The 26,485-nt window shown below is 68.2% G+C and carries 25 protein-coding genes; 12 read left to right on the forward strand and 13 right to left on the reverse strand.

What is annotated here, in order from left to right; translation table 11 throughout:
- Window positions 1-35 precede the first annotated feature (35 nt).
- On the reverse strand, window positions 36-1,652 hold the full coding sequence (gene glpD, locus PAM7066_RS02880; RefSeq protein ID WP_085852600.1) for a glycerol-3-phosphate dehydrogenase: 1,617 nt from the start codon (window positions 1,650-1,652) through the stop codon (window positions 36-38).
- A gap of 186 nt (window positions 1,653-1,838) precedes the next feature.
- Between glpD and PAM7066_RS02885 the strand changes: the two genes are divergently transcribed.
- Entirely contained in the window at window positions 1,839-2,633 is a 795-nt protein-coding gene (locus tag PAM7066_RS02885) for a DUF6635 family protein (protein ID WP_085852601.1), read from the forward strand.
- Between the two features lie 37 nt (window positions 2,634-2,670).
- Here the strand turns inward: PAM7066_RS02885 and PAM7066_RS02890 are convergent, their stop codons facing one another.
- Both PAM7066_RS02890 and mgtE read right to left on the reverse strand, forming a co-directional pair.
- Window positions 2,671-3,228 carry a 5-formyltetrahydrofolate cyclo-ligase gene (locus PAM7066_RS02890; protein WP_085852602.1) on the reverse strand — a complete coding sequence of 186 codons (558 nt, stop codon included), beginning with the start codon at window positions 3,226-3,228 and terminating at the stop codon, window positions 2,671-2,673.
- Complete coding sequence (mgtE, locus tag PAM7066_RS02895) at window positions 3,225-4,604, reverse strand: magnesium transporter (protein ID WP_085852603.1); 1,380 nt, start codon at window positions 4,602-4,604, stop codon at window positions 3,225-3,227. The genes PAM7066_RS02890 and mgtE overlap by 4 nt, the downstream gene beginning before the upstream one ends.
- 373 nt (window positions 4,605-4,977) lie before the next feature.
- Between mgtE and guaD the strand changes: the two genes are divergently transcribed.
- Window positions 4,978-6,264, forward strand: coding sequence for a guanine deaminase (guaD, locus tag PAM7066_RS02900; protein ID WP_085852604.1), 1,287 nt, complete (start codon window positions 4,978-4,980; stop codon window positions 6,262-6,264).
- Window positions 6,265-6,277: 13 nt separating this feature from the next.
- Here guaD and PAM7066_RS02905 read toward each other — a convergent pair whose 3' ends face one another.
- The 4 genes from PAM7066_RS02905 to PAM7066_RS02920 all read right to left on the reverse strand — a co-directional run bounded on the left by PAM7066_RS02905 (window position 6,278) and on the right by PAM7066_RS02920 (window position 9,863).
- On the reverse strand, window positions 6,278-7,615 hold the full coding sequence (locus PAM7066_RS02905; RefSeq protein WP_085852605.1) for an 8-oxoguanine deaminase: 1,338 nt from the start codon (window positions 7,613-7,615) through the stop codon (window positions 6,278-6,280).
- A gap of 4 nt (window positions 7,616-7,619) precedes the next feature.
- Window positions 7,620-8,414: an inositol monophosphatase family protein gene (locus PAM7066_RS02910; RefSeq protein ID WP_085852606.1), complete on the reverse strand. Its 795-nt coding sequence runs from the start codon at window positions 8,412-8,414 to the stop codon at window positions 7,620-7,622.
- Between the two features lie 40 nt (window positions 8,415-8,454).
- Window positions 8,455-8,817 (reverse strand): helix-turn-helix domain-containing protein, encoded by a 363-nt coding sequence (locus tag PAM7066_RS02915; RefSeq protein ID WP_085852607.1) that lies wholly within the window; start codon window positions 8,815-8,817, stop codon window positions 8,455-8,457.
- Window positions 8,818-8,975: 158 nt separating this feature from the next.
- Complete coding sequence (locus tag PAM7066_RS02920) at window positions 8,976-9,863, reverse strand: LysR family transcriptional regulator (protein ID WP_085852608.1); 888 nt, start codon at window positions 9,861-9,863, stop codon at window positions 8,976-8,978.
- A gap of 118 nt (window positions 9,864-9,981) precedes the next feature.
- Between PAM7066_RS02920 and PAM7066_RS02925 the strand changes: the two genes are divergently transcribed.
- From PAM7066_RS02925 to PAM7066_RS02945, 5 genes are all read left to right on the forward strand, one after another.
- Complete coding sequence (locus PAM7066_RS02925) at window positions 9,982-10,194, forward strand: DUF1127 domain-containing protein (RefSeq protein WP_085852609.1); 213 nt, start codon at window positions 9,982-9,984, stop codon at window positions 10,192-10,194.
- Window positions 10,195-10,300: 106 nt separating this feature from the next.
- Window positions 10,301-11,044 carry a Bax inhibitor-1/YccA family protein gene (locus PAM7066_RS02930; protein ID WP_085852610.1) on the forward strand — a complete coding sequence of 248 codons (744 nt, stop codon included), beginning with the start codon at window positions 10,301-10,303 and terminating at the stop codon, window positions 11,042-11,044.
- A 159-nt stretch (window positions 11,045-11,203) separates the two neighbouring features.
- Window positions 11,204-12,295 (forward strand): sensor histidine kinase, encoded by a 1,092-nt coding sequence (locus PAM7066_RS02935; protein ID WP_085852611.1) that lies wholly within the window; start codon window positions 11,204-11,206, stop codon window positions 12,293-12,295.
- 467 nt (window positions 12,296-12,762) lie between these two features.
- The gene (locus tag PAM7066_RS02940) at window positions 12,763-14,256 is read left to right on the forward strand and encodes an MORN repeat-containing protein (protein ID WP_085852612.1); all 1,494 of its coding nucleotides are present in this window, start codon (window positions 12,763-12,765) and stop codon (window positions 14,254-14,256) included.
- A 53-nt stretch (window positions 14,257-14,309) separates the two neighbouring features.
- Complete coding sequence (locus PAM7066_RS02945) at window positions 14,310-15,302, forward strand: LLM class flavin-dependent oxidoreductase (protein ID WP_085852613.1); 993 nt, start codon at window positions 14,310-14,312, stop codon at window positions 15,300-15,302.
- Between the two features lie 6 nt (window positions 15,303-15,308).
- On the opposite strand, the gene PAM7066_RS02950 is transcribed toward PAM7066_RS02945, so the two are convergent.
- Together PAM7066_RS02950 and PAM7066_RS02955 are read right to left on the reverse strand one after the other, a co-directional pair.
- On the reverse strand, window positions 15,309-15,974 hold the full coding sequence (locus PAM7066_RS02950; RefSeq protein WP_085852614.1) for an SDR family NAD(P)-dependent oxidoreductase: 666 nt from the start codon (window positions 15,972-15,974) through the stop codon (window positions 15,309-15,311).
- Complete coding sequence (locus tag PAM7066_RS02955; protein ID WP_085852615.1) at window positions 15,964-16,665, reverse strand: SDR family oxidoreductase; 702 nt, start codon at window positions 16,663-16,665, stop codon at window positions 15,964-15,966. Before PAM7066_RS02955 ends, PAM7066_RS02950 begins: the two co-directional genes overlap by 11 nt.
- Before the next feature lie 95 nt (window positions 16,666-16,760).
- Between PAM7066_RS02955 and metG the strand changes: the two genes are divergently transcribed.
- Complete coding sequence (gene metG, locus PAM7066_RS02960; RefSeq protein WP_085852616.1) at window positions 16,761-18,485, forward strand: methionine--tRNA ligase; 1,725 nt, start codon at window positions 16,761-16,763, stop codon at window positions 18,483-18,485.
- Between the two features lie 4 nt (window positions 18,486-18,489).
- On the forward strand, window positions 18,490-19,155 hold the full coding sequence (rpe, locus tag PAM7066_RS02965; RefSeq protein WP_085852617.1) for a ribulose-phosphate 3-epimerase: 666 nt from the start codon (window positions 18,490-18,492) through the stop codon (window positions 19,153-19,155).
- Here the strand turns inward: rpe and PAM7066_RS02970 are convergent.
- Window positions 19,152-19,496, reverse strand: a complete 345-nt coding sequence (locus tag PAM7066_RS02970; protein ID WP_175484543.1) for a DUF1428 domain-containing protein — start codon at window positions 19,494-19,496, stop codon at window positions 19,152-19,154. The two genes, rpe and PAM7066_RS02970, sit on opposite strands and share 4 nt — an antisense overlap.
- A gap of 106 nt (window positions 19,497-19,602) precedes the next feature.
- Between PAM7066_RS02970 and PAM7066_RS02975 the strand changes: the two genes are divergently transcribed.
- A complete protein-coding gene (locus tag PAM7066_RS02975; protein ID WP_085852619.1) occupies window positions 19,603-20,391 on the forward strand; it encodes an inositol monophosphatase family protein in 789 nt (262 codons plus the stop codon).
- Here the strand turns inward: PAM7066_RS02975 and PAM7066_RS02980 are convergent.
- The 3 genes from PAM7066_RS02980 to putA are packed head-to-tail and all read right to left on the reverse strand — an operon-like array spanning window position 20,388 to window position 24,947.
- Entirely contained in the window at window positions 20,388-20,750 is a 363-nt protein-coding gene (locus PAM7066_RS02980) for a GFA family protein (protein ID WP_090928683.1), read from the reverse strand. The genes PAM7066_RS02975 and PAM7066_RS02980 overlap by 4 nt on opposite strands.
- Window positions 20,747-21,469 carry a rhomboid family intramembrane serine protease gene (locus PAM7066_RS02985; protein ID WP_085852620.1) on the reverse strand — a complete coding sequence of 241 codons (723 nt, stop codon included), beginning with the start codon at window positions 21,467-21,469 and terminating at the stop codon, window positions 20,747-20,749. Before PAM7066_RS02985 ends, PAM7066_RS02980 begins: the two co-directional genes overlap by 4 nt.
- A 52-nt stretch (window positions 21,470-21,521) precedes the next feature.
- The gene (gene putA / locus PAM7066_RS02990) at window positions 21,522-24,947 is read right to left on the reverse strand and encodes a bifunctional proline dehydrogenase/L-glutamate gamma-semialdehyde dehydrogenase PutA (protein WP_085852621.1); all 3,426 of its coding nucleotides are present in this window, start codon (window positions 24,945-24,947) and stop codon (window positions 21,522-21,524) included.
- A 113-nt stretch (window positions 24,948-25,060) separates the two neighbouring features.
- Here putA and PAM7066_RS02995 point away from each other — a divergent pair, with 113 nt between their 5' ends.
- On the forward strand, window positions 25,061-25,528 hold the full coding sequence (locus PAM7066_RS02995) for an Lrp/AsnC family transcriptional regulator (protein WP_085852622.1): 468 nt from the start codon (window positions 25,061-25,063) through the stop codon (window positions 25,526-25,528).
- A 63-nt stretch (window positions 25,529-25,591) separates the two neighbouring features.
- Entirely contained in the window at window positions 25,592-26,416 is an 825-nt protein-coding gene (locus tag PAM7066_RS03000; protein WP_085852623.1) for an aldo/keto reductase, read from the forward strand.
- Window positions 26,417-26,485: the final 69 nt, after the last annotated feature.

The following is a 26,485-nucleotide window of genomic DNA, read 5'->3' on the forward strand; positions in this document are numbered from 1 at the left end:
CTCCCCCCTCGTCTGATGTTGCTGAGAACTGCGCCCTATTCGGCCGCCTGAGCCACACGCCGCTCGCCCTGCATCCAGTCGTCCAGGGCCGCGATCTCGGCCTCGGTCAGACGCAGGCCCAGCTTGGTGCGGCGCCAGACGACATCCTCGGCGGTGCGGGCGTATTCGTGATCCATCTGCCAGCGCACCTCGGCCTCGGTGAGGGTCGCGCCGAAATCGCGGCCCAGATCGCCGCCCTCGCAGACCTTCTGCGCCTCGGTGCCGTAGGCGCGGACGAGGCGGCGGGCATGGTAGTCGGACAGGGACGGATGCGCCGCCTTCAGGTCGTCGATCAGCCGCTCTACCCCGTCCACGGGGAAATCGCCACCCGGCAGGGGCACGCGCGCCGTCCAGTCGCCCGTCATCTGGACGTAGTAGGGCTTGAGCTTCGCCATCGCCTGCTCGGCCAGCTTGCGGTAGGTCGTGATCTTGCCCCCGAAGATCGACAGCAGCGGCGGCTCGCTTCCCAGTGGGCCGTCGGTCGCGGGGCCGGCGTCGATGCTGAGGACGTAGTCGCGGGTCGCGGCCGTCGCCGACTTGGCGCCATCATCGTACAGCGGCCGAACGCCGGAATAGGTCCACACGATATCCTCGCGCTTCACCGGCTTCTCGAGGTATTCCGACGCGAAGTCGCACAGGTATTGCTGTTCCTCGGGAGTGCATTCGGGCTTCACCGAGGGGTCGTGGCCGTGGTCCTTGTCGGTGGTGCCGATCAGGGTGAAGTCGGTCTCGTAGGGGATCGCGAAGATGATGCGGCCGTCCTGGCCCTGGAAGAAATACGCCTTTCCATGGTCATAGAGGCTTGGCACCACGATATGACTGCCGCGCACCAGCCGCACCCCTTCGGACGAGTTCATCCTCACCGTGTTCTTCACCACGTTCTCGACCCACGGACCGCCTGCGTTCACGAGGCCCTTGGCAAGGATCACCTCTTCCTTGCCGGTCTCGACATCCTCGACCGTGACGCGCCAGCTGGCCCCGTCCCGTTCGGCGGTGCGGACCTTGGTGCGGGGCAGGATTCGGGCGCCGCGCTGTTCGGCGTCGCGGGCGTTCAGCGCGACGAGGCGCGAATCCTCGATCCAGCAGTCGGAATATTCATAGGCCTTGGTGAAGCGATCCTTCAGCGGCGCACCCTCCGGCGTCGCTCTCAGGTCGACCGTCTCGGTTCCCTTCAGGTGCTTCCGGCCGCCGAGGTTGTCGTAGAGGAACAGGCCCATGCGTATGATCCAGTCGGGCCGCGTGCCCCGGGTCCACGGCATCACGGTGTTCAGCAGTTTCGAGGTCGGCGTCTCGCCCTCGAACCGCATGTCCTTGGTGTAGGGCAGCACGAAGCGCATCGGCCACGAGATATGGGGCATCGCCTCGAGCAGCACCTCTCGTTCCACGAGCGCCTTCTTGACCAGACCGAACTCGAAGAATTCGAGGTAGCGCAGACCGCCGTGGAACAGCTTTGTCGATTTCGACGACGTCGCGCCGCCCAGGTCGCCCATTTCGGCCAGGCAGACGCTGAGGCCCCTGCCCTGTGCATCGCGGGCGATGCCGGTTCCGTTGATGCCCCCTCCGATCACGAAAAGGTCGTACTCGGCTTCGGTCAATTCGGTGTGCGCGGCCATGGCATCCTCGCGGGCGATCCTTCGGGTTGGTCCACCATATAGAAGCCTCTCGCGTTTTCCATGGGGTCGGGCGCGGTTCCGCCGCATAAGGTCGCCCGCGCGGCGCAAGATCGAGGATGCCGTGCGCGCACGGTTCCGATATCATCACCCCCAGCAGACAGCCCACCGCCTGAACGGATCCGCCAGATGAACCGCCCCCCAGAGGATGTGCGCGCCAAGGTCGAGCGCTTCGTCCGCGCCAATTTCCGGCTGCCCGGAACGCTGTCGCTGCACCGTGCCGCACTCGGCTGGGACATGCTGCGCGCGCCGTTCAACGTCGCTTTGGCCCCGGTCTTTCTGGTGGTCATGCTGGCGGCGGCCGCGTGTCGCCTCGCCCGTCTCCGCCGCGCGGGCGCATGGTTGGGATCGCGGAAGATCCTGCTGCGGACCTCGGTCGCGCGGGCGGTCGAGCGGCGCATCGCCGCGGACCTTCTGAGCGGAGCCAAGCTCGACCCCGTCAGCCGCAAATTGATCGACGACTATACGGGCCTGCGTTCGGCCGTGGCCGAGATCACGACCTCGCTCATCGTCCTCGTGGTCGGACTAATGCTCTTCGGAACCGCGACACCGGGGATCACCTCGCTGGCGCCGATCGTGTCGGGATATGTCGCCCATTCCTCGGCCGTGGCCAGCTTCCCGCTCGGGTCCGCCCTGGGAGGCGTCTGGTACGGCGTCTTCCCCGTCGACTTGCCCGTCTGGTTCGTTGTGGCGACGGGCGTTGCGCTCGCCATGGTCGCATCGCTCGTGACCACCTTCGCCGGGATCGTCGCCGATCCCCTCCAAGCGCACATGGGAATCCACCAACGGCGCCTGCTCCGGCTTCTCGACGGCATCGCGAAGGTCGAAGTGCAGCCGTCCGGCCTTGCGCCCGAGCATTTCCTCGCCCGGCTCGCCGACGTGACGGATGCGGGGCTGAGCCTCTCGCGGCTCTTCCGACTCTAGCCTTCGATCGAGGCTCGATGCCCCCCACGCCGGGTGGTCAGCCCGTGGGTGTGATCACCTCGCGCTCGGTCACGATCAGGTCGAGCAGGGCATCCGTGGGTTCGAGCGGCAGGCCGGCATCCTCTTGCAGCGCATAGGCGAAACCGATGGCGGTGATCGGGCCGGCGCGCCGAAGGACTTCAAGCGTGCGGTCGTAGAAACCGCCGCCATAGCCAAGCCGCCCACCCCGCCGGTCGAAGGCCAGAAGCGGGACGATCAGCACCTCGGGGACGATCCATTCGCCCGACGCGGGCACCGGCGCGCCGAACGGGCCGTCGATCATCTCGCGCCCCGCCGTCCAGGTGCGGAACCGAAGGGGGCGGTCCGGTCCATCGACCACCGGCAGGCAGACCGGCCCATCCTCGGCCATGGCGCGCAACGCCGGGCCTGGATCGATCTCGGTGCCGATGGGGGCGTAGCCCGATAGCGGCCGGCCGCGATGCCCGTCGAGCACGTCCAGCAGCGGCCCCGTCACGATGGGACCGGCCGCCCCGCGGGCGGCCTTGCGGCGGGCGAAGGCGGCCTTGCGCGCGCCGTCCTTGTCGATCCCCGTCATAGCAGGATGAGCCCTGCGAGACCCAGGAAGGCGAAGAACCCGACGACGTCCGTCACCGTCGTGACGAAGGTGCCCGAGGCGAGCGCGGGGTCCACCCCGGCCTTGTCCAGAAGGATGGGCAACAACACGCCCGCAAGCCCCGCGACGACGAGGTTGATGATCATGGCCATCGCGATGACGACGCCCAGCATCGGGTTGCCGAACCAGATCATGCCGACGATGCCGATGATGATCGCGAAGACGGCCCCGTTCAGGAATCCGGCCATGACTTCGCGGCGGACGACCCGCCACGCGTTCGAGCCCGTCAGGTCGCGCGTCGCCAGCGCGCGCACCGCGACCGCCATCGACTGGGTGCCCGCATTCCCCCCCATCGAGGCGACGATGGGCATCAGCACGGCCAGCGCCACGATGGCGGCCAGGACATCCTCGAACTGGGCGATCACCATCGAGGCCAGGATCGCGGTGCCGAGGTTCACCAACAGCCACGGGAACCGCTGACGGACGATCTGAAGCGTCCGGTCGGCGATGGATTCGTCGCCGACACCGGCAAGTAGCAGCAGGTCTTCCTCGTTCTGCTGGCTCAGCACGATCATCGCGTCGTCGATGGTGATGACCCCGACCAGCCGCCCGTCATCGTCCACCACCGGCGCCGAGATCAGGTGGTATTGGTTGAAGGCGTAGGCGACGTCCTCTTCGTCCTGGGTCGCGGGGATCGTGCGATAGCTGTCCTCGGTCAGGTCCTTCAGCTTCGTCACCCGGTCCGACGACATCACCCGGCCCAGCGTGACCTGGCCGATCGGCTGGTAGCGCGGGTCGACCAGGACGATGTGGTAGAACTGCTCGGGCAGGTCGAGAGAGGCGCGCATGAAGTCGATGGCGTCGCCCACCGTCCAGTGCTCGGGCGCGGTGACGACCTCGCGCTGCATCAGGCGGCCGGCGCTGCCCTCGGGGAAGGACATCGCGCGTTCGATGGCGATCCGGTCGGGCCGTTCGAGCGCCTGGAGGATCGTTTCCTGCTGTGGCGTCTCCAGCGTCTCGAGCAGGTCCACCACGTCGTCGGAATTCAGCCCTCGGACGGCCTCGGTCAGGACGGCGGGCGACAGCGCCTCGATGACGTCCTCGCGCAGGCCCTCGTCCAGTTCCGACAGGATTTCCCCGTCGAAATCATGGCCGAGCAGCGCAATCAGCCGGTGCCGCGGGCCCTCGTCGAGCTGTTCGAGAAGGTCGGCGACGTCGGCCGGGTGCATCGGCTCCATCGCCAGGAGCAGCGCGTCGCGGTCCTCGGCCTCGACCGCGTCGCGGACCTCGCGCATGGTCCCGCGGTCGATTGCATAGGCGTCGTCGTCGGGCTCGATGATCTCTTCGGGCTCGGCCATGCGCGTCTCCCTCGGGCTGGTCGCGGGAGACTTAGGCCACGGCGCGCCCTTTCGCCAGACGGATCGGCCAGGGCGCCCTATCTCTGCATAGGATCGCCGGGGCGGCCTACCACCGGCCCGAGAGGGTCCTGAGGCGGGCGACGCGGCGCCGCTCCTGACGGTTCCGGGCAGAAAACGACAGCGACCAGCCCCAACCGGCCGAAGCCATGAAGATTAGGGTATAGAGAAAGGCCTGCGGGTCCAGCATCGACAGCTCCATCGGATGATGACGGCTGTGCTAGCGCCAAAATATGAACGAATCCTTGCCGGAAGCCGGTCTTGATCCCGGACCGGGCTTGGTAAATGTAGGGTGGCCACATCCCAGGATCCCGCCATGCCCGACCTCGTCAGCGGACAACTGCTGCGCTTTACCGCCGATCCCTTCGCCGTCCCGCCCGAAGAGGCCGCGATCCACGACGCCCACGGCGCCGTCCTGATCGACGACGGCCGGATCGTCGCCGCCGGTCCCGTGGACGAAGTGCGCGCGCAGTCCCCCGCTGCGGCCGAAACGGCCCTCGGCGACGCGCTGATCCTGCCGGGCTTCGTCGACGCGCACATGCACTACCCCCAGACCGGCATGATCGCGAGCTGGGGCAAACGGCTGATCGACTGGCTGAACACCTACACCTTCCCCGAGGAAGCGAAATTCGCCGACCCCGCCTATGCCCGCCAGCAGGCCGAGACGACGCTGGACCTGGCGCTGGCGAACGGCACGACGACGCTGGCCAGCTTCTGCACGATCCACGAGGCCAGCGTGGATGCCTTCTTCGAGGCGGCCGAAGCGCGGCGGATGGCGGTGATGGCGGGGCGCACCTGTATGGATCGCAACGCGCCCGACAGCTTGCGCGACACGGCGCAAACCGCTCATGACGAAAGCGCGGCGCTGCTGGCCCGCTGGCACGGGCGGGGCCGCGCGCGCTACGCGATCACACCGCGCTTCACGCCGACCTCGACGCCCGAACAGCTCGAGGCGCTTGGCGCGCTCTGGGCCGCGAACCCCTCCTGCGCGATGCAGACTCACCTGAGCGAACAGGTCGACGAGATCGAGTGGGTCAAGTCGCTGGAGCCGGGCGCGCGCGACTACCTCGACACCTACGAGCGGTTCGGCCTGATCGGCCCCGGTGCGCTGTTCGGCCACGGCATCCACCTGGAACAGCGCGAGCGGGACCGGCTGCGCGACAGCGGCTCGGGGATCGTGCATTGCCCGACCTCGAACACCTTCATCGGCTCGGGGCTGTTCCGCATGGCGCAGGCGAAGGCGGAGGGGCTGACCGTTGGGCTCGCGACCGATACCGGCGGCGGCTCGTCGTTTTCCATGCTGCGCACGATGGCCGCCGCCTACGAGATCGGGCAGCTGACGGGCGCGCCGCCGCACCCCTACCAGCTTCTGTGGTTGGCGACCGAAGGCTCGGCACGGGCGATGCGGATGGAGGACGAGATCGGCACGCTGGCGCCGGGGTCGGCGGCGGACCTGGTGGCGTTGGACCTGGCCTCGACCCCCGCCATCGCGCAGCGGTCGGTGCGCGCGGACAGCCTGTGGGAGGCCGTGTTCCCGACGATCATGATGGGTGACGATCGCGCGGTGCGCGCGGTGTGGGTGGCAGGCGACCGGCTGGCCTAGACAGACCCCCGGATCACGCCATCAGCGCCTGCGTCAGGCGGCGGTGGTCCCGCACCACGGCGGGAAGGTCCACCGTGGTCAAGTGGCCGTCGCGGACGACCTGACGCCCCTCGACGAAGAGATCGCGCACCTGCATCGGCCCGGCGAGCAGCAGCGCCGCCGGGTCCCAGTTGCCGGCGGATTCGACCCGGTGCAGGTCCCAGATGGCAAGGTCGGCGCGGGCGCCGGGGGCGATCCGGCCGCAATCGTCGCGGCCGAGGATCTCGGCGCCGCCGCGGGTGGCGATCCGCAACGCATCGCGCGCGGACATCGCGCCTGCCCCGCCAGCGACCCGTTGCAACAGCATCGCCATGCGCGCCTCGGCCGCCAGCCCGCCCGCGTCGTTCGAGGCGGACCCGTCAACCCCCAGCCCCACCGGAACGCCCGCATCGCGCATCGCCCGCACCGGCGCGATCCCCGAGGCGAGGCGGCAGTTCGAGCAGGGGCAATGGGCGACGCCCGTGCGGGTGCGGGCGAAGAGGTCGATCTCGGCCGCGTCGAGCTTGACGCAATGGGCGTGCCACACGTCGTCGCCGGTCCAGCCCAGATCCTCGGCATATTGACCGGGACGGCAGCCGAACTTTTCGAGGGAATAGGCGACGTCTTCATCGTTCTCGGCCAGGTGGGTGTGCAGCCGCACGCCCTTGTCGCGGGCGAGGATTGCGGCGTCTCGCATCAGTTCCCGGCTGACCGAGAAGGGCGAGCACGGCGCAACCCCGACCCTCACCATCGCCCCCGGAGCAGGGTCGTGGAAGGCGTCGATCACACGGATGGTGTCGTCGAGGATCGCGGACTCGCGTTCGACCAGGCTGTCGGGGGGCAGGCCGCCGTCGCATTCGCCGATGGACATGGCGCCGCGCGTCGCGTGGAAGCGCAGGCCGATCTGGCGCGCCGCGTCGATCGTGTCGTCCAGCCGCGCGCCGTTCGGGAAGAGGTAGAGGTGGTCCGAGCTCATCGTGCACCCTGACAGCGCAAGCTCGGCCAGCCCCGTCAGCGCCGAGACGCGGATGTGGTCCGGCCCCATGCGCGCCCAGATCGGGTAGAGCGTCCTGAGCCAGCCGAACAATGCGGCGTCCTGTGCTGCGGGCACCGCGCGGGTCATCGTCTGGAACAGGTGGTGATGCGTGTTCACGAGGCCGGGCGTGACGAGACAGCCGCTGGCCTCCATGATCTCGGCGCCGTCCGCTGGCAGATCCTGGCCGATCTGGGCCACGCAGCCGTCGCGGAGGCGGATGTCGGCGCGGGCGTGTTCGCTCGCCGCGTCGTCCATCGTCAGCACGAGGTCGGCGCCCCGGATCAGCGTGTGGGTCATGATCTCAGCCCTTCAGCAGGCGCATCGCTTCGGCATGGATCGCCTCGTTCGCGGCGGCGATCACGCGGCCGCCTTCGTGCGCGGGTCCGCCCTGCCAGTCCGTGACGATGCCGCCGGCCGCCTGCACTACCGCCATCGGCCCCTGGATGTCGTAAGGTTGAAGCCCCGCCTCGACTACGAGGTCCGCGAGCCCCAGCGCCACCAGCCCGTAGGCATAGCAGTCGAGCCCGTAGCGCGTCAGCTTGGCGGCGGCGGCCACGCGGCGGAAGGCGGCCCCCTCCTCGGGCGTGCCGACCTCGGGGAAGGTGGTCATGACGATCGCTTCCGAGAGCGGCCTCGGCCCCCGCGTGGTCAGCCGCCGCTGCCCGCCCGGCCCGTCGAGCGTGGCACCGTGCGGGCCGCCGAAGAACCGTTCGCCGACATGGGGCTGGTCGATCAGGCCCATGATCGGGCCGTTCTCGTCCGAGACGGCGACCAGAACGCCCCAGGTCGGCGCGCCGGCGATATAAGCGCGCGTGCCGTCGATCGGGTCGAGCACCCAGGTCAGGCCGCTGGTGCCCGGCTGCACGCCGAACTCTTCGCCGAGGATGGCGTCATCGGGGCGGAGGTCGGCCAGGACGGCGCGCATGGCCCGTTCGGCCGCGCGGTCGCCCTCGGTCACGGGATCGAAGCCGGCGCCGTCCTTGTTGTCGGTGTGAGGATCGCTGCGGAAATGCCTCAGCGTCTCGGGGCGGGCGGCGTTCGCGGCCGCATGAGCGGCCGCGGTCAACGCATCAATGAGTTCGTCGGAATGTATCACGCCCCATCGGTATAGCGCGGGGCGGCAGGGTCAACCGGCTTCAGGCGACGTCCGAGAGAACGCGCGCCAGATCGAACAGGCGGCGGCGCTGGGTCTCGGGGATCGCGTAGTACGAGCGCACAAGCTCCATCGCCTCGCGGTCCGCCATCATGTCGGGCTGGCTCGGCGCCTCTGTCTCGGCATCCTGCTGCAGGCCTTCGAAAAAGAAGGAGACCTGAACGCCCAGTGCCTCGGCGATATCCCAAAGACGGGACGCGCTGATCCGGTTCATGCCTGTCTCGTACTTCTGGATCTGCTGGAACTTGATGCCGACCCTTTCCGCAAGCTGCTGCTGCGTCATACCCGTCATCCAGCGGCGCTGGCGAACCCGGGAACCGACATGGACGTCAACTGGGTGTTTCAATGCAATGTCTCCTCTTGAACGTCGCTTTAATCAACTCAGTTGACCGATCGATCAACCTGCCGTTTCGGACAGGTGCGGGAATACCCGCGCGATAGGTATACCCGAGGTTGCATCACCTCTCGGCAAAGCGACTCCGCACCTCTTCTGCGCGAATGATGCTATTCGGCTGCGAGCTGCTGGCTCGCACCGCGGCCGAGGCCCGCATAGCTGTTACGCAACAGGACCCCCAGCGCGTCCGAGATGTCGGCTTGCAGCGCTCCGGAACGGTATAGGTTGATCTTCTGGTCGGGCAATGGCGGCAATCCGGCGGCCGCGGAAACGGGCGCGACCCCCTGCGGGAGGGTGTGGTCGAGGATGACGTAGAGCGCGAGATCCGCCATCACCGCCGCCTCGGAGGCCCGGTCCGAGGCCGAATCCACCATGGACACCCAGTCGATTCCCGCCGCGTCGAGGCGCGCGCGCGCAATGGGGCTGAAGATGCAGGTCCGCGTGAAGGCGAAGCGCAGCGGACGCTGGCGCCAGGCGACGCCGTTCACCGCCCCCGCCCAGATCAGCGGCAGGACGGCCAGCGTCTCTGCCCCCTCGCCCAGGGTCTCTTCGGTGGTCAGGATCGCGTCGCACTCGCCCCGCGCGAACATTTCGCGCAGGGTCCGGGTGCCCAGCGACAGAAGGTGCATGCGCATCCGCGGGAATCGCTGGGCGAAAGCCGCCAGCACCGGGGGGATCGCGGGGTAGAGGATGTCGTGCGGGACGCCCAGCGTGATCTCGCCCTCGTAGACGTCGTCGGTCATGCGCGCGATCGCCTCGTCGTTCAGGGTCAGCATCCGCCGGGCATAGCTGACCAGCTGCTCGCCCGCCGGCGTCAGGGCGACGCTGCGCGTGGTCCGGTCCAGCAGCCGCGTCCCGAGCGAGTCCTCCAGCCGCTTCAGCTGCATCGAGACCGCCGATTGCGTCAGGTTCAGGTGACCGGCGGCGCGCGTCACACCGCCGACATCGGCGACGGCGACAAAAGAGCGCAGCGCAGTGAGGTCGAGATTGCGGGGCATATCAGCCTTCGTGATGGGAGTGCGCAAATCTATTCGTTTCACACGATAACCCCTCTCCAGCTATCCATCAATCATAATGATGCCGAAGCAGCTTAACATAACAGAAGGAGAACCGATTATGGCTGCCCTCACGTCACGTGTCGGCCGGTCCCTGGTCCGCAGATCGCGGTACGGAACCGATCTGTTGGCCTGGTGGGGATTGTACCTCCAACGGCGGCAGTTGCGCACGCTCGACGACCGCCTGCTGGAGGATATCGGTCGCTCGCGCGCCGAGGCCGACGCCGAAGCGGGCCGCCCGGTGTGGGATGCGCCTTCCCACTGGCGGAAATAAATCCGTCGGGCGGAACAACGTCTTGAACGGAAGGCCGTGATTGCCGATATTCAAGCATGAGGATCGGAGCCATCCGATCTTGCGGATATGGTTTGGAGGCAACCACATGGCAGACTACCAGACGATCCGTGCGGGCGCGGGCACGCGCACCGCGCAGGTCGACGAGGGACTTCGGTCCCACATGAACAAGGTCTACGGCACGATGTCCGTAGGCATGATCATCACCGCCCTGGCGGCGTGGTCCATCTCGGGCCTTGCCGTGACCGAGACCGGGGAACTGTCGCAGCTTGGCGTGGCGATCTACGCGTCGCCGCTGAAGTGGCTCATCATGTTCGCGCCGCTGATCATGGTCTTCGCCTTCGGCGCGGCGATCAACCGTATCTCGGCTGCCGGCGCGCAGATGTTCTTCTACACCTTCGCGGTGCTGATGGGCCTGTCGCTGAGCTCGATCTTCCTCGTCTATACGGGCGTCTCGATCGCGCAGACGTTCCTGATCACGGCGATCGCCTTCGCCGGCCTGTCGCTGTACGGCTACACCACGAAGCGCGACATCTCGGGCTGGGGGACGTTCCTGATCATGGGCGTGATCGGTCTGATCGTGGCGTCCATCGTCAACATCTTCCTCGGCTCGCCGGCGATCGCCTTCGCGATCTCGACGCTGGGCGTCCTGATCTTCGCGGGCCTGACCGCCTACGACACGCAGAAGATCAAGACCGACTACATCCAGCACGCGCAGTCGATGGACCGGGAGTGGCTGCACAAGTCGGCCATCATGGGGGCGCTGAACCTCTACCTCGACTTCATCAACCTGTTCATGTTCCTGCTCAGCTTCATGGGCAACCGCGAGTAAACCTCGCCGGAATATCGCACAGAACGCCCGTCGAAGCCCGCTTCGGCGGGCTTTTTCGTGGGCATTCGCGTCGAATGCTGCGGATAGGGCGGAGCACGCGCAACGGCTTGTTCAGGAGTGGGGCATAGGGTCGCTGCAGGACGATCGAGGAACCTCAAGATGCAGCATGCGCATGCCTGCACCACACCCGCGCCGGTCGCGGTGCAGTTGGACGATCTAGGCATCCCCGCCGTCATCCTGGCGCGGGCGGACGACGGCGTCTTCACCGTCTCCCACATGAACTGCGCGTTCCACACCGTGCTGTCGGAGACCAGCATCGCCGAGGGCAAGCCGCTGTCCGACGTCCTGCCCCTGCCCCTGTCGCGGCGCCTGTCGGCGCAGGCCCAGGCCGCCCGGGCGTCGGGCGGCGCGGTGACCCGTGATCTGCGACTGCCGGCCTTGGGGCGCGATGCCTGGTGGCGCGTCACACTGCGTCCGTTCGCCCCCGATCACCTGATCGGCACGGCGGTGAACGTGGCCGACCTGAAGGCCCTGTCGTTCCGCCAGTCAGAAGAGATCGCCCGCCAGACCGAGACGATCTCGCTCACCCGGTCGATGGCCGGCATCACGGTGCACGACACCCGCACCCCGCTGGCCAACCTAGTTTCGCTTTCCGACATGATGCTCGATGGTCTGCAGGATCGCGACGACGAGAGCCGCGAACTGGCCGGCGCCTGTGCTGCCGTGGCGCGCAGCGCGCTTCAGGCGGTCGAGACCCTGATGGAGCGGCTCGCCGCGGCCGACCCTCTTGTCACGCGGCTCGAGGTGGTGCCGTTCGGCGATCTCTGCCGGGACGTCGCGGCGCTGGTCAACCCGTCCCAACGGCTCGAGATCGTCTTCCCCGAGGCGCTGATCAAGGCGGATATCGTCATCCTCCAGGTCGGGCTGCGCAACCTGCTCGACAACGCGGTACGCTACGCCGATCGCGTGATCGAGGTGTTCCTCGATTCCGGGCCCGAGGATGATCATGTGTCCTTCGTGGTCGCAGATGATGGCCCCGGTTTCGGCCGGGGGCAGATCCCGTTGTGCGGCGGGAACGCGGGCGCGCGCCCCGATGGGCGCGGGTTCGGCCTGGGCGCGGTGTCGCGGCTCGTCGGCAGCGTCGGCGGCACTATCACGCCGCTGCCTCCCCGCCTCGGGCGCGGGGCCACGGTGCGGATCACCCTGCCCGGGCGGGTCATCTCGGTCGGCGCGGCACGAAGCAGCGCCTGACGAATCCACACGGCGTCAGGCGCCGCCCGGCGGCGCCTCGGGTCGGCGCGATGGATCAGACGCTCGATCCTCCGCACCGTACCCCCGTCATGCCCGCAACCGACGATGTCGCCGAGGGCGGAGGGCGGCAGCGTATCCTCGCGCCCTTGTTCGGCCCCGGGGCGCTCGTCGGTCACGCCATGCGGAACGACCTCTCTGTTGGGGCCCTTCATCCACGCCTGTTTGCGAGCGTCTCGCCAGCGGCAGGTCTGGACCACGCGAGTCTTGCAATGGTCCTTGTTCGGATTGTCGCCGCCCGCCGTCCGGCCGAAGATCCCAGGAGCATCCGGAGGAACGTCTCGCTCCGCTCCATCGCGGCCGCATCGCGCAAGCGGGCAAGGACCCACCGGGAAAAGCGTTGCGACCCCCGTGCTACGCCGCTAATTTCCCACGGAAACCGGCGACGCCGCACATTTCGGAGGCACTCCATGCGACACGGGCTGATCGGCGCGCTGATCCTGGCCGCGACCCCTGCCCTGGCGCAGGATGGCGAGGTCGTCACCAAGCAGTACGAGGATGGCGGCGTCTACGAAGGTACGTTCCAGAACGGGCGCCAGCACGGCGAGGGCACTTATCGCCTGCCGAACGGCTATGAATACACCGGCGAATGGGTCGAGGGCGAAATCCGCGGCGAAGGCGTCGCGCGCTTCCCCGACGGCTCGGTCTACGAGGGCGAGTTCCTCTCGGGCAAACCGCACGGCCAGGGCCGGATCACCTTCCCCGACGGATCGACCTACGAGGGCGACTGGCTGGCCGGCGTGATCGAGGGCGAGGGCGTGGCGACGTACCCCGACGGCTCCCGCTACGAGGGCAGCTTCCGCAACGCCCAGCGCCACGGTCAGGGTACGCTGACGGCCGAGAGCGGCTACAGCTACGAAGGCGAATGGGTCTATGGCGAGAAATCCGGCCAGGGCACGATCACCTATGCCGACGGCTCGGTCTATTCGGGCACGCTGGCGGAGGGGCTGCGCGACGGCACGGGACAGCTCGAGACGCCGGACGGGCTGATCTACGACGGCGAGTGGGATGCGGGCGAGATCACCGGCGAGGGCACTCTGACGCTCGCGAATGGCGACATCTACACCGGCGATTTCGTCGCCGGCCTACGCCAGGGCACGGGCCGCGTGGCCTATGCCAATGGCGACGCCTACGAGGGCGACTTCAGCGGCGATCTGCGCGAGGGCACGGGCACCTTCACCCGGACGAGCGGCTACAGCTACACCGGCGATTGGGTCGCCGGCCGGATCGAAGGCCAGGGCACCGCGACCTATCCCGACGGCGCGGTCTATGCCGGCCAGTTCCGCGACGACCTCCCCGAGGGCCAGGGCACGATCACCTATCCAGACGGCACCATCTACGAAGGCGGATGGGAGGACGGCGTGATCTCGGGCGAGGGCACCGCCACCTACCCCAACGGCGCGATCTACGAGGGGCAGTTCGTCGACGCCGCACGCTCGGGCCGCGGCACGCTGACCCTGCCCGACGGCACGGTCTACGAAGGCCAGTTCGAGGCTGGCGAGCGCCAGGGCGAGGGCACCGCGACCTATCCCGACGGCACGGTGTATGAAGGCGAGTTCGCCGACGACCAGCGCCACGGGCAGGGCCGCATCACCTTCCCCGACGGAACGAGCTACGAGGGCGAGTTCACCGAGGGCCGGATCGAGGGCGAAGGCGTGGCCACCTACCCGGGCGGCGACGTCTATCGCGGGCAGTTCGTCGATGGCCGCCGCGAGGGCGAAGGCACGCTGACCTACGCCTCGGGCGAGGAAGAATCCGGCACCTGGGTGGCGGGCGCGCTGACCGCCGAGACCGAGGCCGAGCCTGCCGCCGAAGTCGACGCGCCGCCCGCCGACGGGGAAGCCCCCGCGGCGGAAGTCGAAGAACCCGCCGCCGAGGTCGAGGCCCCGACCGAAGAGGGCTGACCCCTTTCGACCGCCCTGCCCCTGCCCCATATGTTGGGAAAAGGAGCAGTCCCATGCGTTATTCCCTACTTGACCTGTCGCCCGTTGCCGAAGGCTCCGAAGCGCGCGACGCCATCGCGAACACCGTCGACCTCGCCCGCCACGCCGAGGGCCTCGGCTATCATCGCTTCTGGTTGGCCGAGCATCACAACATGCCCGGCATCGCCTCGGCCGCGACCTCTGTGCTGATCGGCCACGTCGCCGGCGCCACGAAGACCATGCGCGTCGGCGCGGGAGGCATCATGCTGGGCAACCACGCGCCGCTGGCAATCGCCGAACAGTTCGGCACGCTGGAGACCATGTACCCCGGCCGGATCGACCTCGGCCTCGGGCGCGCACCGGGGGGCGACATGAACGTGATGCGCGCGCTCTACCGTCCGGGCCGCGACGACTTTCCGAAGGATGTCGCCCTGCTTCAACAGCTCTTCGGCCCCGCGCAGCCCGGCGCCCCGATCCGCGCCGTGCCCGGCGAGGGAACGAACGTGCCGCTCTATATCCTGGGCTCGTCGCTTTACGGCGCGGGCTTCGCGGCGCAGCAGGGACTGCCCTACGCCTTCGCCAGCCACTTCGCCCCCGACGCGATGGAGGACGCCCTGCATCTCTACCGCGAGAGCTACCAGCCGTCCGAGGCGCACCCAAAGCCCTACGCGATCATCGCGATCAACGTCTTCGCCGCCGAAACGCGGGACGAGGCCGTGCGGATGCGGACCTCGATGCAGCAGGCCTTTGCCCGGCTGCGCACCGGCCAGCCCGGCAAGCTGCCCGCCCCCGTGGATGACATCGAGGCCGAGATCGGCACCCAGATGACGCAAGCCGTGGACCACGCGCTGCGCATCACCGCAACCGGCACGAAGTCCGAGGTGGCCGACCGGATCGCCGCCATCGTCGAGCGATATCGCCCCGACGAGGTGATCCTGACCGGCAACATCCACGGCCACGCCGACCGGATGCGGTCGTTCGAGATCGCGGCCGAGGCGATGCAGGAGCAGCCAGCCCTCGCGGCCTGAGCCGCCCTACCAGGGGATCTCGCGCCCGGCGTAGTCGTAGAAACCGCCCGACTGCGCCGGGGTCAGGGCCTCGATCACGTCGATCAGCTTAGCCGCCGCCGTCTCGGGCGAGACCTTGTCGTGGTCATACCCTTCGGTGAACGCGGTCTCGACCGTGCCGGGATGCAGACAGGCGAACACCGCCTGCTTGTGGGTCCGCGACAGCTCCACCGCTGCCCCGTGCAGAAGGCTGTTCAGCGCGGCCTTCGACGTGCGGTAGGAATACCAGCCGCCCAACCCGTTATCCCCGATCGAGCCCACCCGTGCCGACAAAGCGGCGAAGACAGACCGCTTCTTGCGGGGGATGTGCGGCTTGAGGTGCTTCAGGACCAGCGCCGGTCCCAGAGCGTTCAGCCGAATCTGCGCGATCAGCTCGTCCGAGCCCAGATCGGCCAGCGACTTTTCGGGCGCGGCACGGGTCGAGGTCAGCGCCCCGGTGGCCACGAACACCAGGTCGAACGGGTGCTGCAATGCGCCGATCGCCTTCGCAATGCTCGCCTCGTCCGTCAGGTCCAGGCCGTCCTCGCGTCGCGACAGGCCGGTGACCTCGGAGCCCCGCTGCTCCAGCTCGGCGGCCATCGCCGCCCCGACGCCGCCCGACGCGCCGATCACCAGCGCCCGGCTACTCGGCATAGATCATCTTGCGCGTCATCCCGCCGTCAATGGTCAGGATCTGGCCCGTGGTGAACTCGGACCCGGCGAGGTATTCCACTGCCCGGGCGATATCGGACGGCTTGCCCGCCCGCCCCGCCGGGTGCTGCGTGTGATCCACGTCCCTCAGCGCATCGAAATCCCCCGTGACGATCCAGCCCGGCGCGATGCCGTTCACCCGAACCGCCGGCCCCAGCGACACCGCAAGCGCGTGGGTCAGCGCCACCAGCCCGCCCTTGGTCGCGGCATAGGCCTCGGTGTTCGGCTCGGACATGAAGGCGCGGGTCGAGGACATCAGGATCATCGATCCGTTCGCCGCCCGCAGCAGCGGAACCGTATGCTTGGCCATCAGGAAGCTGCCGGTCAGGTTCGTCCCGATCCAGGCGTTCCAGTCCTCCAGCGACAGGTCCTCTACGGGGCCGCTGTCGGGGCTGGCGATCCCGGCGTTCGACACCAGAAGGTCCAGCCGCTTCAACCCGGCTAAGGCCGACCGCACCGAGGCCTCGTCCGAGACGTCGGCCTCGACCCGCGTCAGATGGTCGTGATCGGGAAGATCGGCGAGGCCATCGGCGTCGCGATCCAGCGCGTGGACGGCCCAGCCGAGGTCCAGGAGGTGGGCGACGATCCCCCTGCCGATGCCGTTGGCGCCGCCCGTGACGAGTGCGTGTTTCATGGCGAGGTCAGCTATGCCGCGCCGCGCCCCGGTCAAACGCTGGAACTCGGCGCGGGCAGCGGCTAAACGGGCGCGACACCTGAAACGAGGCCCCCATGTCCCGCGTCCTGATCACCTCGGCGATCCCTTACATCAACGGCATCAAGCACCTGGGCAACCTCGTCGGCTCAATGCTGCCCGCCGACCTCTATGCGCGCTATCGTCGCGGGCGTGGGGACGAGGTGCTGTTCCTCTGCGCCACGGACGAGCATGGCACTCCGGCAGAGATCGCCGCCCAGAAAGCCGGCAAGCCCGTGGCCGAATACTGCGCCGAGATGTGGCAGACCCAGAAGTCCCTCAGCGACGGGTTCCTGCTGTCCTTCGACAAGTTCGGCCGGTCCTCCAGCCCGCAGAACCACGCGCTGACCCAGCATTTCGCCGCCAAGCTGCACGACGCCGGCCTGATCGAGGAACGGACCGAGACGCAGGTCTACTCCAACGCCGACGGCCGCTTCCTGCCCGACCGCTATATCGAGGGCACCTGCCCGAACTGCGGCTACGACAAGGCCCGCGGCGACCAGTGCGAGAACTGCACCAAGCAGCTCGACCCCGTCGACCTGATCGAGCCGCGCTCGGCCATTTCGGGGTCCACCGATCTGGAGGTGCGCGAGACCAAGCACCTCTACCTGCTGCAATCGAAGATGCGCGACGAGTTGCGGTCCTGGATCGACACGCGCGAGGACTGGCCGGTCCTGACGACCTCGATTGCCAAGAAGTGGCTGGATGACGGCGACGGCTTGCAGGACCGCGGGATCACCCGCGACCTGGAATGGGGCGTGCCGGTGCGCCGCGGAGATGCCGACTGGCCGGGGATGGAGGGCAAGGTCTTCTACGTCTGGTTCGACGCCCCGATCGAATACATCGCCTGCGCCAACGAATGGACCGCCGAGCGCGGCATGCCCGACGCCGACTGGCAGCGCTGGTGGCGCACAGATCACGGCGCCGATGACGTGCGCTACGTCCAGTTCATGGGCAAGGACAACGTGCCGTTCCACACCCTGTCCTTCCCCGTGACGATCATGGGCGCGAACTCGACGGGCGAGGACTGGAAGCTCGTCGATTACATCAAGTCGTTCAACTACCTGAACTATGATGGCGGCCAGTTCTCGACCTCGCAGGGCCGCGGCGTGTTCATGGACCAGGCGCTGTCGATCCTGCCGGCCGACTACTGGCGCTGGTACCTGCTGCGCAACGCCCCCGAAAACGGCGATTCCGAGTTCACGTGGGAAACGTTTCAGGCCGCCTCGAACCGCGACCTTGCGGACGTGCTGGGCAACTTCGTCAGTCGCGTGACAAAATTCTGCCGCTCGAAATTCGATGAGACGGTGCCCGAGGGCGGGACCTACGGCCCCGAGGAAGAGGCGGTGATCGCCGACCTGACGACGCGCGTGGCCGAGTACACCCGCCTCATGGACGCGATCGAGATCCGAAAGGCCGCGGCCGAGCTGCGCGCGATCTGGGTCGTGGGCAACGAGTACCTGCAACGCACCGCCCCCTGGTCCGCCTTCAAGGAGGATCCCGACCGCGCCGCCGCGATCATCCGCCTGTCGCTGAACCTGATCCGCCTCTACGGCATCCTGTCGCAGCCCTTCATCCCCGACGCGGCCGACGCCATGCTGAAGGCGATGCGCACCGATGCGGCCTGGCCGAACGACGTGCCGCAGGCGCTGTCGGCCTTGCCCGCCGGCCACGCGTTCGACGTGCCGGAGAACCTCTTTGCCAAGATCACCGACGACCAGCGCGAGGATTGGTCCACGCGCTTCTCGGGCACAAGGACCTGACGCCATGACCCTCATCGCCCCCTCGATCCTCTCCGCCGACTTCGCCGATTTCGGGCGCCAGATCCGCGCCGTTGAAGACGCCGGCGCCGACTGGGTGCACGTGGACGTGATGGACAACCACTTCGTCCCGAACCTGACCTTCGGCCCCCCGGCGGTGAAGGCGTTCCGCCCCCACGTGAAGACGCTGATGGACGTCCACCTGATGATCGCGCCGGTGGACCCCTCGATCCCTGCATATGCCGAGGCCGGCGCCGACCGCCTGACCGCCCATGTCGAGGCCGGCCCGCACATCCACCGCACGCTTCAGGCCATCCGGGACGCGGACATGCAGGCAGGCGTCGCCCTGAACCCCGGCACCCCGGCCGACGCGGTGGAAAACCTGCTGGATCTCGTGGACCTTGTCCTCGTGATGACGGTGAACCCCGGCTTCGGCGGGCAGAGCTTCATCGACATGACCGCCAAGATCGCCCGCATCCGCGCGATGATCGGCGACCGCCCCGTGCACATCCAGGTCGACGGCGGCATCACGCCCGAAACCGCCCCCCGCGTCACCCGCGCCGGGGCGGATGTGCTCGTGGCAGGCTCGGCCGTGTTCAAGGGCGGCACCTACGCCGACAACATTGCCGCGATCCGCAAGGCGGGCGATGCGGCGACGGGGCGGATGGCTTAGGCGAGGGGCTCGAACCGGCCCCAGAGCAGCTTCCTGCCGTCGTTCTCGAGGAACGGGATGCAGGCCCATTTGGGGTCATTGCCCATGCTCGCCATGCAGGCCTCGGCGGTTTCGGCGTCGGGCCAGATGACGTAGCCGAAAACGACGCCCTCATCCTCGGCCTTGTGGACCGCCGTGGGGAAAGAGGTGAGGCCGCCGCTGGGTTCGTCCAGTTCCCACGCGTCGTGCACGGTCAGGGCCCCGGCGTCGTAGAACTGCCGGGCGGCCTCCTTGGCGGCCTCGGCAAAGCCGGATCGGCGGCTACGGGGAACGGCGGCAAGATATGTCCAGATATGCGGCATCGCGTGATCCCTTGATAAATCCCGTCCTCTGATCAATACGACAACCGGTTGGCATTTGTTCCGCCGGGCCCTATAGCGCGGGGCTGACAACGGAAGGCGGACGACGATGCAGGGCAGCGCCAATCTTACAATCATGGTCAAGGCGGCGCGCGCCGCGGCCCGGCAGCTCGTGCGGGACTTCCGCGAGGTCGAGAATCTCCAGGTTTCGGTCAAGGGTACGGGCGATTTCGTCAGCCGCGCCGACATCGCCGCCGAGGAAACGATCCGCAACATCCTGACCTCCGAGCGGCCGAACTACGGCTGGATGGGCGAGGAAAGCGCCGAGGTCGAGGGCAAGGACCCGACCCGCCGCTGGATCGTCGATCCGCTGGATGGCACCACGAACTTCCTCCACGGCCTGCCCCACTGGGCGATCTCGATCGCGCTCGAGCACAAGGGCGAGATCGTCTCGGCCGTCATCTACGACCCCGCCAAGGACGAGATGTTCTGGGCCGAGCGTGGCGCCGGCGCCTTCATGAACGACCAACGCCTGCGCGTCTCGGGCCGGACGAAGATGATCGAAAGCCTGTTCGCCACCGGACTGCCTTGGGGCAGCAAGCCCGAGCTTCCGCTGAAACTGCGTGACCTGGGCCGCATCCTGCCCGCCACCTCGGGCGTGCGTCGCTTTGGCGTGGCAAGCCTCGACCTCGCTTACGTCGCCGCCGGCCGCTATGACGGCTACTGGGAGCGCGGGATCGAGCCCTGGGACGTCGCCGCAGGCCTCCTGATCGTGCGCGAAGCGGGCGGTTTCGCCGAGGCATTGGCGGGCGAGGATGTCTTCACCTCGCGCACCGTGGTTTCCGGCAACGCGGGCGTGTTCGAGGCCTTCGCCAAGGAATTGCGCAAGACCACCTAGGCGTCGCTGGGGTGGTTGCGCCCGTCGGTCATCGGGATCGGTTCGAGCGCGCGCAGGTCGACGCCCTCGATGCAGCCCAAGTTGATCCCGACCTCGCCCGGGTCCGACCGCCGCCGGTGATGCGTGTAGATCCCGCAGACCGAACAGAACCAGTGCTCGGCCGTCTTCGTGCCCCATTGATACAGGCTCAGTGCGTCGGCCCCGCGCACCACCGTCACATCTGTCGCCCGGGCTGACACGTTGGCCCCCTGCCGCCGCGCGCAGAACGAACAGTCGCAGCGGCGGGCCGCGTCGAGCGCTTCGCACAGCACCGCCTCGAGCTCGACCGCGCCGCAATGGCATGTCGCCCGGATCTTCATCGCCGGTGCCCCGCCCGCGGCACGGGCGAGCGCCGCCATTGATAATGCGCCTCGGGGTATGGCGGCAGTCCGTGGTGGCGGTTCCAGAAGACCCGGCCGCCCAGGCGCAGGAACACCGGGACGGTCAGCGCCAACCCCGCGATGAAGCCGCCGGCATGGGCCCAATAGGCGACGCCGCCCATATCCGCAGGCATCGCGGCACCCGAGACCACCTGGATGGCGAACCAGACGCCCAGCACGATCCAGGCCGGGATCGGCACGATCTTGAATAAGATGATGAAGACCAGCAGCACATCGACCCGCGCCCGCGGAAACAGCAGCAGGTAGCCCCCCATCACCCCCGCGATCGCGCCCGATGCGCCGATCATCGGCACGATCGAGGATGGATCGGCCAGCGTCTGCCCCAGCCCCGCCGCCACGCCGCAGGCGAGGTAGAACCCCAGGAACTGCAGGTGTCCCATCCGGTCCTCGAGGTTGTCTCCGAAGATCCACAGGAACAGCATGTTGCCGCCCAAGTGCAGCAAGCCGCCATGCAGGAACTGCGAGGTCAGGTACGTCTGGGGGTAGGACAGCGCGGGGATCACCGCCCAGTCCATCAGGAATGGCGGGTCGTTCAGGTAAGGCACCGACGCGAAGTAAAGCACCACGTTCGCCACCAGCAGCGCATAGACCACGAACGGCGTCCTGCGGCTGGGGTTGTGGTCGCGGATCGGGAACATTGGCCAGACGTGGCCCGCGCGCCCCGGCAATCAAGCGGGGCGCGCGGGGATGTCATTCCACCGTGGGGACGGTCGGTCCGGTCGAGGGCTTCTCGCCCTTGGCACGCGGATCGTTCTGGGCGACCTCGGCCAGAAGCTGCGCGTTGCCGCCCGAGGCGGTGGTGTCGACGCAGAGGTGCCGCTCGTGGAACACGTCGCCGATGATCGGCTGCCCCATCTGCAGCGCCAGCAGCGGCCCCTCGCGCCGGGCAAGCTGGAGCGCGAGGTCGCGCGCCGTCTCTTCGTCGCCCCACCACAGGACAGCGCCGAAGGCAGGCTCGGCCGACAGATCGCGGGCCGCGTCACCCCGGCGGGCCTTGCCGCCCAGGCGCTCGACCGACCTGATCTGGGCGTCCTTGTCCTCTTCGGTCGGGCCGAGGCACAGGACCGCCGGCCGGGGGACAAGGTGCAGGCGGTTCGACTCGCCCGTGGGTCCCGGCAGGACGATCGGGCTTTTCGGCGGCTCGGGCGCGCAGGGCTTCTGGAAGCGCGGCATGTAGAACGGCCCGCCCGCCTTTGGCCCGGTGCCCGACAGCCCCTCGCCGCCGAAGGGCTGGCTGCCGACGATGGCGCCGATCTGGTTGCGGTTGACGTAGAGGTTGCCCGCCTTGATCCGGTCGGTGACGTATTGCACGCGGTCGTCGATCCGGGTGTGCAGGCCGAAGGTCAGACCGTAGGCGCGCGAGTTGATCGCCTGGATCACCCGGTCTAGGTCCTTCGCCTTGAAGGTCGCCACGTGCAGCACGGGTCCGAAGACCTCTCGCTCGATCTCTTCGATGCCCTTCACCCGGACCAGCGCCGGCCCGAGGAAATAACCGGCATCGGGCGCCGCACTCTGGTAGATCACGCGATCCTGGGCGCGCATCTTCTCGAGATAGCCCGCGATCTCTTCATGCGCCTCGCCGTCGATCAGCGGCCCGCTATCCGAGGCGAGCATCCACGGCTCGGTCGGGCGGAACGCCTCCATCGCGCCGGTCAGCATCTCGAGGAAGCCCGTCGCGATATCCTCCTGCACGTAGACGCAGCGGCAGGCCGAGCAGCGCTGCCCGGCCGACTGAAACGCGGATTCCATCAGCGCCTGCACCGCCTGTTCGGGCAGCGCCGTCGAATCCACGATCATCGCGTTCAACCCGCCCGTCTCGGCGATCAGCGGTGCCGCGGGGTGGGCGTTTTCGGCCATGGCGCACTTGATCATCCGCGCGACCTCGGTCGAACCGGTGAAAGCCACCCCGTCGATCCGCGAGTCCCCGGTCAGCCTGGCACCGACATCGCCCGCGCCCGGCAGGAATTGCAGCACCTCGCGGGGCACACCGGCCTCGTGCATCAGCCGGGCGGCGATGGCGCCCACCAGCGGCGCCTGCTCGGCCGGCTTTGCCAGCACCGCGTTTCCCGCGGCGAGCGCGGCGGCGATCTGCCCGGTGAAGATCGCCAGCGGGAAGTTCCACGGGCTGATGCAGACGAACCGGCCCAGCGGCTCGCTGTCGAGCTTCTCGATCTCGGCGGCATAGAAGTTCAGGAAGTCCACCGCCTCGCGCAGCTCGGCCACGGCATCGGGCAGCGTCTTGCCGGCCTCGCGCGCGAGGGCCCCGAAGAGCTCGCCGAAGTTCTCTTCGTAGAGGTCGGCGACACGTTCGAGCACGGCCCTGCGTTCCTCCTTGGACGCGGTCCACGGGCGGGCCGCCGTCAGCGCCGTCTCGACATCCGCTTCGCTCGCGAAACGTACCTCGCCCACGATGTCCGAGGGGTCCGAGGGGCTGGCCCGTTCTTCGGCCGCGTCGGGCTGCGCCTCGCCGGCGAGCAAGGGCGCGGCTTCGAAGCGATGCGCCCGGAAGGGGTGGCGGGCGGCCTCGATCTCTTCCAGGTGGTCTGCGCAGGACAGGTCCCAGCCGCGCGCGTTCCTGCGGTGGGGCAGGAAGATTTCGGTCCCCGGCGTCACCGGCGCGGAATAGCCGAGGGCCTCGTAGGGATCCTCGGCCACCTGCTCGGCCGGCACTTCCTCGTTGACGATCTGGTTCACGAAGGACGAGTTCGCCCCGTTCTCCAGCAGCCGCCGCACGAGGTAGGCCAGCAGGTCGCGATGCGCCCCGACGGGCGCGTAGATCCGGCAGCGGATGTTCTCGTCCGCCATGATGATGTTGTAGAGCGACTCGCCCATGCCGTGCAGGCGCTGGAACTCGAACTCTTCGCGGCCGGCGCCCTCGGACTTGACCATGTGCAGGACGGCGGCGACCGTGTGGGCGTTATGCGTCGCGAATTGCGGGTAGATGCGGGCGCGGTGGCGCAGCAGCTTGCGCGCATTGCCCAGAAAGCTCACGTCGGTCGCGGGCTTGCGGGAATAGACGGGGAAAAGCGGCAGGCCTTCCTGCTGGGCAATCTTGATCTCGGTATCCCAGTAGGCGCCCTTGACCAGCCGCACCATCAGCTTGCGGTCCAGCCGTTCCGCCGTCTCGGCGATCCAGTCGATGGTAGCACCCGCGCGCGGGCCATAGGCCTGCACGACGATGCCGAACCCGTTCCACCCGGCCAGCCGCTCGTCCTCGAGCACCCGCTCGATCACCTCGAGCGACAGGGTCAGGCGGTCCTGCTCTTCGGCATCGACGTTGAAGCCGATCTTCAGCCGCGCGGCCTCGGCGGCCAGGTCGCGGACGACCGGCACCAGCTCTTCCAGCACCCGCTCGCGCTGCGAGACCTCGTAGCGGGGGTGCAGCGCCGAGAACTTGACCGAGATTCCCGGATTCGACGCGATGTCGCCCTTGGTGGCGCGCTTCGACATCTTCGCGATCGCGTCGGCGTAGGACTTGCGATAGCGCTCGGCATCGGCATAGGTCTGCGCCGCCTCGCCCAGCATGTCGTAGGAATAGGTGTAGCCCTTGGCCTCCATCTTGGCGGCCCGGTCCATAGCCTTTTCCATGGTCTGGCCCAGCACGAACTGGCGCCCCATGACGCGCATCGCCTGATCGGTCGCGCGCCGGATCACCGGCTCGCCCATCCGCTTCACGGCACCGCGCAGGGCCTTCAGCGGCCGCGTGTCGCGCTCGTCCAGCACCCGGCCGGTGAACATCAGCGCCCAGGTCGAGGCGTTGACCAGCGACGAGGACGACTTGCCCAGGTGCTCGGACCACTTGCCGGGCGCGATCTTGTCCTCGATCAGCTCGTCGATGGTGACGGCGTCGGGCACGCGCAGCAGCGCCTCGGCCAGGCACATCAGCGCCACGCCTTCCTCGGTCGAGAGGCCGTATTCCGACAGGAAGACCTCCATCAGGCCGGGCTCGCCTTCGGTCCTGAGCCGCTTGACCAGCTTGGTCGCCTTCCGGTGAATCTCTTCCCGGTCGGTGCTGTCCAGGTTCGCCACGCCGATCAGATCCTGCAGCACGGCGTCCGGGTCAGGATAGGGGGTGATCGGCAGCATGGGCGGGGGCACCATCGTATCGCGAGGCATGGGGACGCTCCTCTACCTTGTCCATCGGCTCTACCTAGAGCGATACTGGCGAAATGTCAGACCGACCGCGCCGCGATTCGAGGGCGGATCGACCGAAATAACAAGGGTGTTCAATGCAAACGAAGGGCAGCGGCCTGGACCGGTTCGACCACGCCATCCTCGAGATCCTGGGGACCGAGGGGCGTATCAGCGTCACCGACCTCGCAGGCCGGGTCGGGCTGTCGAAAAGCCCCGTTCAAGCGCGCCTGAAACGGCTCGAGACCGAGGGCATCATCACCGGCTACCGCGCCACCATCGACCCCGTGCGTCTGCAATGCGAGCACGTGGTTTTCGTCCAGATCAAGCTGACCGAGACGCGCGAAGCCGCCATCGCCGCCTTCAACGAAGCCGTCCGCCGCATCCCCGAGGTGGAACAATGCCACCTGATCGCCGGCAATTTCGACTACCTGCTGAAGGTGCGCACCGCCGACATGACGCGCTACCGCGAGGTGCTGGCCACGCAGATCTCCACCCTGCCCCACATCGCCCACACCTCGACCTACGTGGCGATGCAGGCGGTGAAGGATCACGCCTGGGGCTGACACGGCGCGGAACCGCAAGCCCGCCGGCGCGCGTTCCTTGAGCGACAGTTCAAGGAGAGACTCATGCCCATCAAGGAAATCGGCCCGGCCAGGATTCCGAACCTCGGCCTCGGCACGTTCCAGACCGACGCCGGCAAGACCGCCGAGATCGTCGAAGCCGCCCTGAAGAACGGCTACCGCCACATCGACACCGCGCAGGCCTACGGCAACGAAAAGGAAGTCGGCGAGGGCATCCGCGCCTCGGGCGTCCCGCGCGACGAGATCTTCCTGACCACCAAGATCCTCCCCGACCGCCACGCCGCCGGCGACTTCCGCAAGGCCGCCGACGAGTCGCTGAAGACGCTCGACGTCGGCCATATCGACCTTCTGCTCCTGCACTGGCCGTCGAAATCGGTCCCGCTGACGGAAACGCTGCCGGTGCTCGACGCGCTGATCGACGACGGCAACGTACGCTTCGGCGGCGTGTCGAACTTCACGATCAAGCACCTCGAAGAGGCGAAATCGGTGATGAGCCACCCGATCGCCGCCAACCAGGTCGAGTTCCACCCCTTCATCGACCAGCGCAACCTGATGGCCGCCCATGACGCCATGCAGATCCCGTGGGAGGCGTATTCCCCCCTCGCCCGCGGCGACGTGCTCGAGGACGAGACCCTGAAGGACATCGCGGCAAAGCACGACGCGAACCCCGCGCAGATCTCGGTGGCGTGGATTCTCGCCAAGGGCGGTGTCGCGATCCCCAAGACGGCCAATCCCGACCGGCTGGCGGACAACCTCGCCTCGGCCGAGATTTCGCTGTCGGACGACGAGATCGCCCGCATCGACGGGCTGCGGCGCGCCGATGGCCGCCTGATCTCGCCCGACAGCATGGCGCCCGACTGGGACGACTGACCGCGCAGGACGCCGCGTCGGGGTTGGCGTCCTCCCGATCCGCCCGCTAGATGGCGGGCAACGAGGGAG

The sequence above is a fragment of the Palleronia marisminoris genome (assembly GCF_900172315.1).
Classification (GTDB): Bacteria; Pseudomonadota; Alphaproteobacteria; order Rhodobacterales; family Rhodobacteraceae; genus Palleronia; species Palleronia marisminoris.

Coding starts and splice junctions, on each gene's coding strand:
- glpD (WP_085852600.1), bottom strand. CDS start 1,652: ATGGCCGCGCACACCGAATTGACCGAAGCCGAGTACGACCTTTTCGTG.
- PAM7066_RS02885 (WP_085852601.1), top strand. CDS start 1,839: ATGAACCGCCCCCCAGAGGATGTGCGCGCCAAGGTCGAGCGCTTCGTC.
- PAM7066_RS02890 (WP_085852602.1), bottom strand. CDS start 3,228: ATGACGGGGATCGACAAGGACGGCGCGCGCAAGGCCGCCTTCGCCCGC.
- mgtE (WP_085852603.1), bottom strand. CDS start 4,604: ATGGCCGAGCCCGAAGAGATCATCGAGCCCGACGACGACGCCTATGCA.
- guaD (WP_085852604.1), top strand. CDS start 4,978: ATGCCCGACCTCGTCAGCGGACAACTGCTGCGCTTTACCGCCGATCCC.
- PAM7066_RS02905 (WP_085852605.1), bottom strand. CDS start 7,615: ATGACCCACACGCTGATCCGGGGCGCCGACCTCGTGCTGACGATGGAC.
- PAM7066_RS02920 (WP_085852608.1), bottom strand. CDS start 9,863: ATGCCCCGCAATCTCGACCTCACTGCGCTGCGCTCTTTTGTCGCCGTC.
- PAM7066_RS02925 (WP_085852609.1), top strand. CDS start 9,982: ATGGCTGCCCTCACGTCACGTGTCGGCCGGTCCCTGGTCCGCAGATCG.
- PAM7066_RS02930 (WP_085852610.1), top strand. CDS start 10,301: ATGGCAGACTACCAGACGATCCGTGCGGGCGCGGGCACGCGCACCGCG.
- PAM7066_RS02935 (WP_085852611.1), top strand. CDS start 11,204: ATGCAGCATGCGCATGCCTGCACCACACCCGCGCCGGTCGCGGTGCAG.
- PAM7066_RS02940 (WP_085852612.1), top strand. CDS start 12,763: ATGCGACACGGGCTGATCGGCGCGCTGATCCTGGCCGCGACCCCTGCC.
- PAM7066_RS02945 (WP_085852613.1), top strand. CDS start 14,310: ATGCGTTATTCCCTACTTGACCTGTCGCCCGTTGCCGAAGGCTCCGAA.
- PAM7066_RS02950 (WP_085852614.1), bottom strand. CDS start 15,974: ATGCCGAGTAGCCGGGCGCTGGTGATCGGCGCGTCGGGCGGCGTCGGG.
- PAM7066_RS02955 (WP_085852615.1), bottom strand. CDS start 16,665: ATGAAACACGCACTCGTCACGGGCGGCGCCAACGGCATCGGCAGGGGG.
- metG (WP_085852616.1), top strand. CDS start 16,761: ATGTCCCGCGTCCTGATCACCTCGGCGATCCCTTACATCAACGGCATC.
- rpe (WP_085852617.1), top strand. CDS start 18,490: ATGACCCTCATCGCCCCCTCGATCCTCTCCGCCGACTTCGCCGATTTC.
- PAM7066_RS02970 (WP_175484543.1), bottom strand. CDS start 19,496: ATGCCGCATATCTGGACATATCTTGCCGCCGTTCCCCGTAGCCGCCGA.
- PAM7066_RS02975 (WP_085852619.1), top strand. CDS start 19,603: ATGCAGGGCAGCGCCAATCTTACAATCATGGTCAAGGCGGCGCGCGCC.
- PAM7066_RS02980 (WP_090928683.1), bottom strand. CDS start 20,750: ATGAAGATCCGGGCGACATGCCATTGCGGCGCGGTCGAGCTCGAGGCG.
- PAM7066_RS02985 (WP_085852620.1), bottom strand. CDS start 21,469: ATGTTCCCGATCCGCGACCACAACCCCAGCCGCAGGACGCCGTTCGTG.
- putA (WP_085852621.1), bottom strand. CDS start 24,947: ATGCCTCGCGATACGATGGTGCCCCCGCCCATGCTGCCGATCACCCCC.
- PAM7066_RS02995 (WP_085852622.1), top strand. CDS start 25,061: ATGCAAACGAAGGGCAGCGGCCTGGACCGGTTCGACCACGCCATCCTC.
- PAM7066_RS03000 (WP_085852623.1), top strand. CDS start 25,592: ATGCCCATCAAGGAAATCGGCCCGGCCAGGATTCCGAACCTCGGCCTC.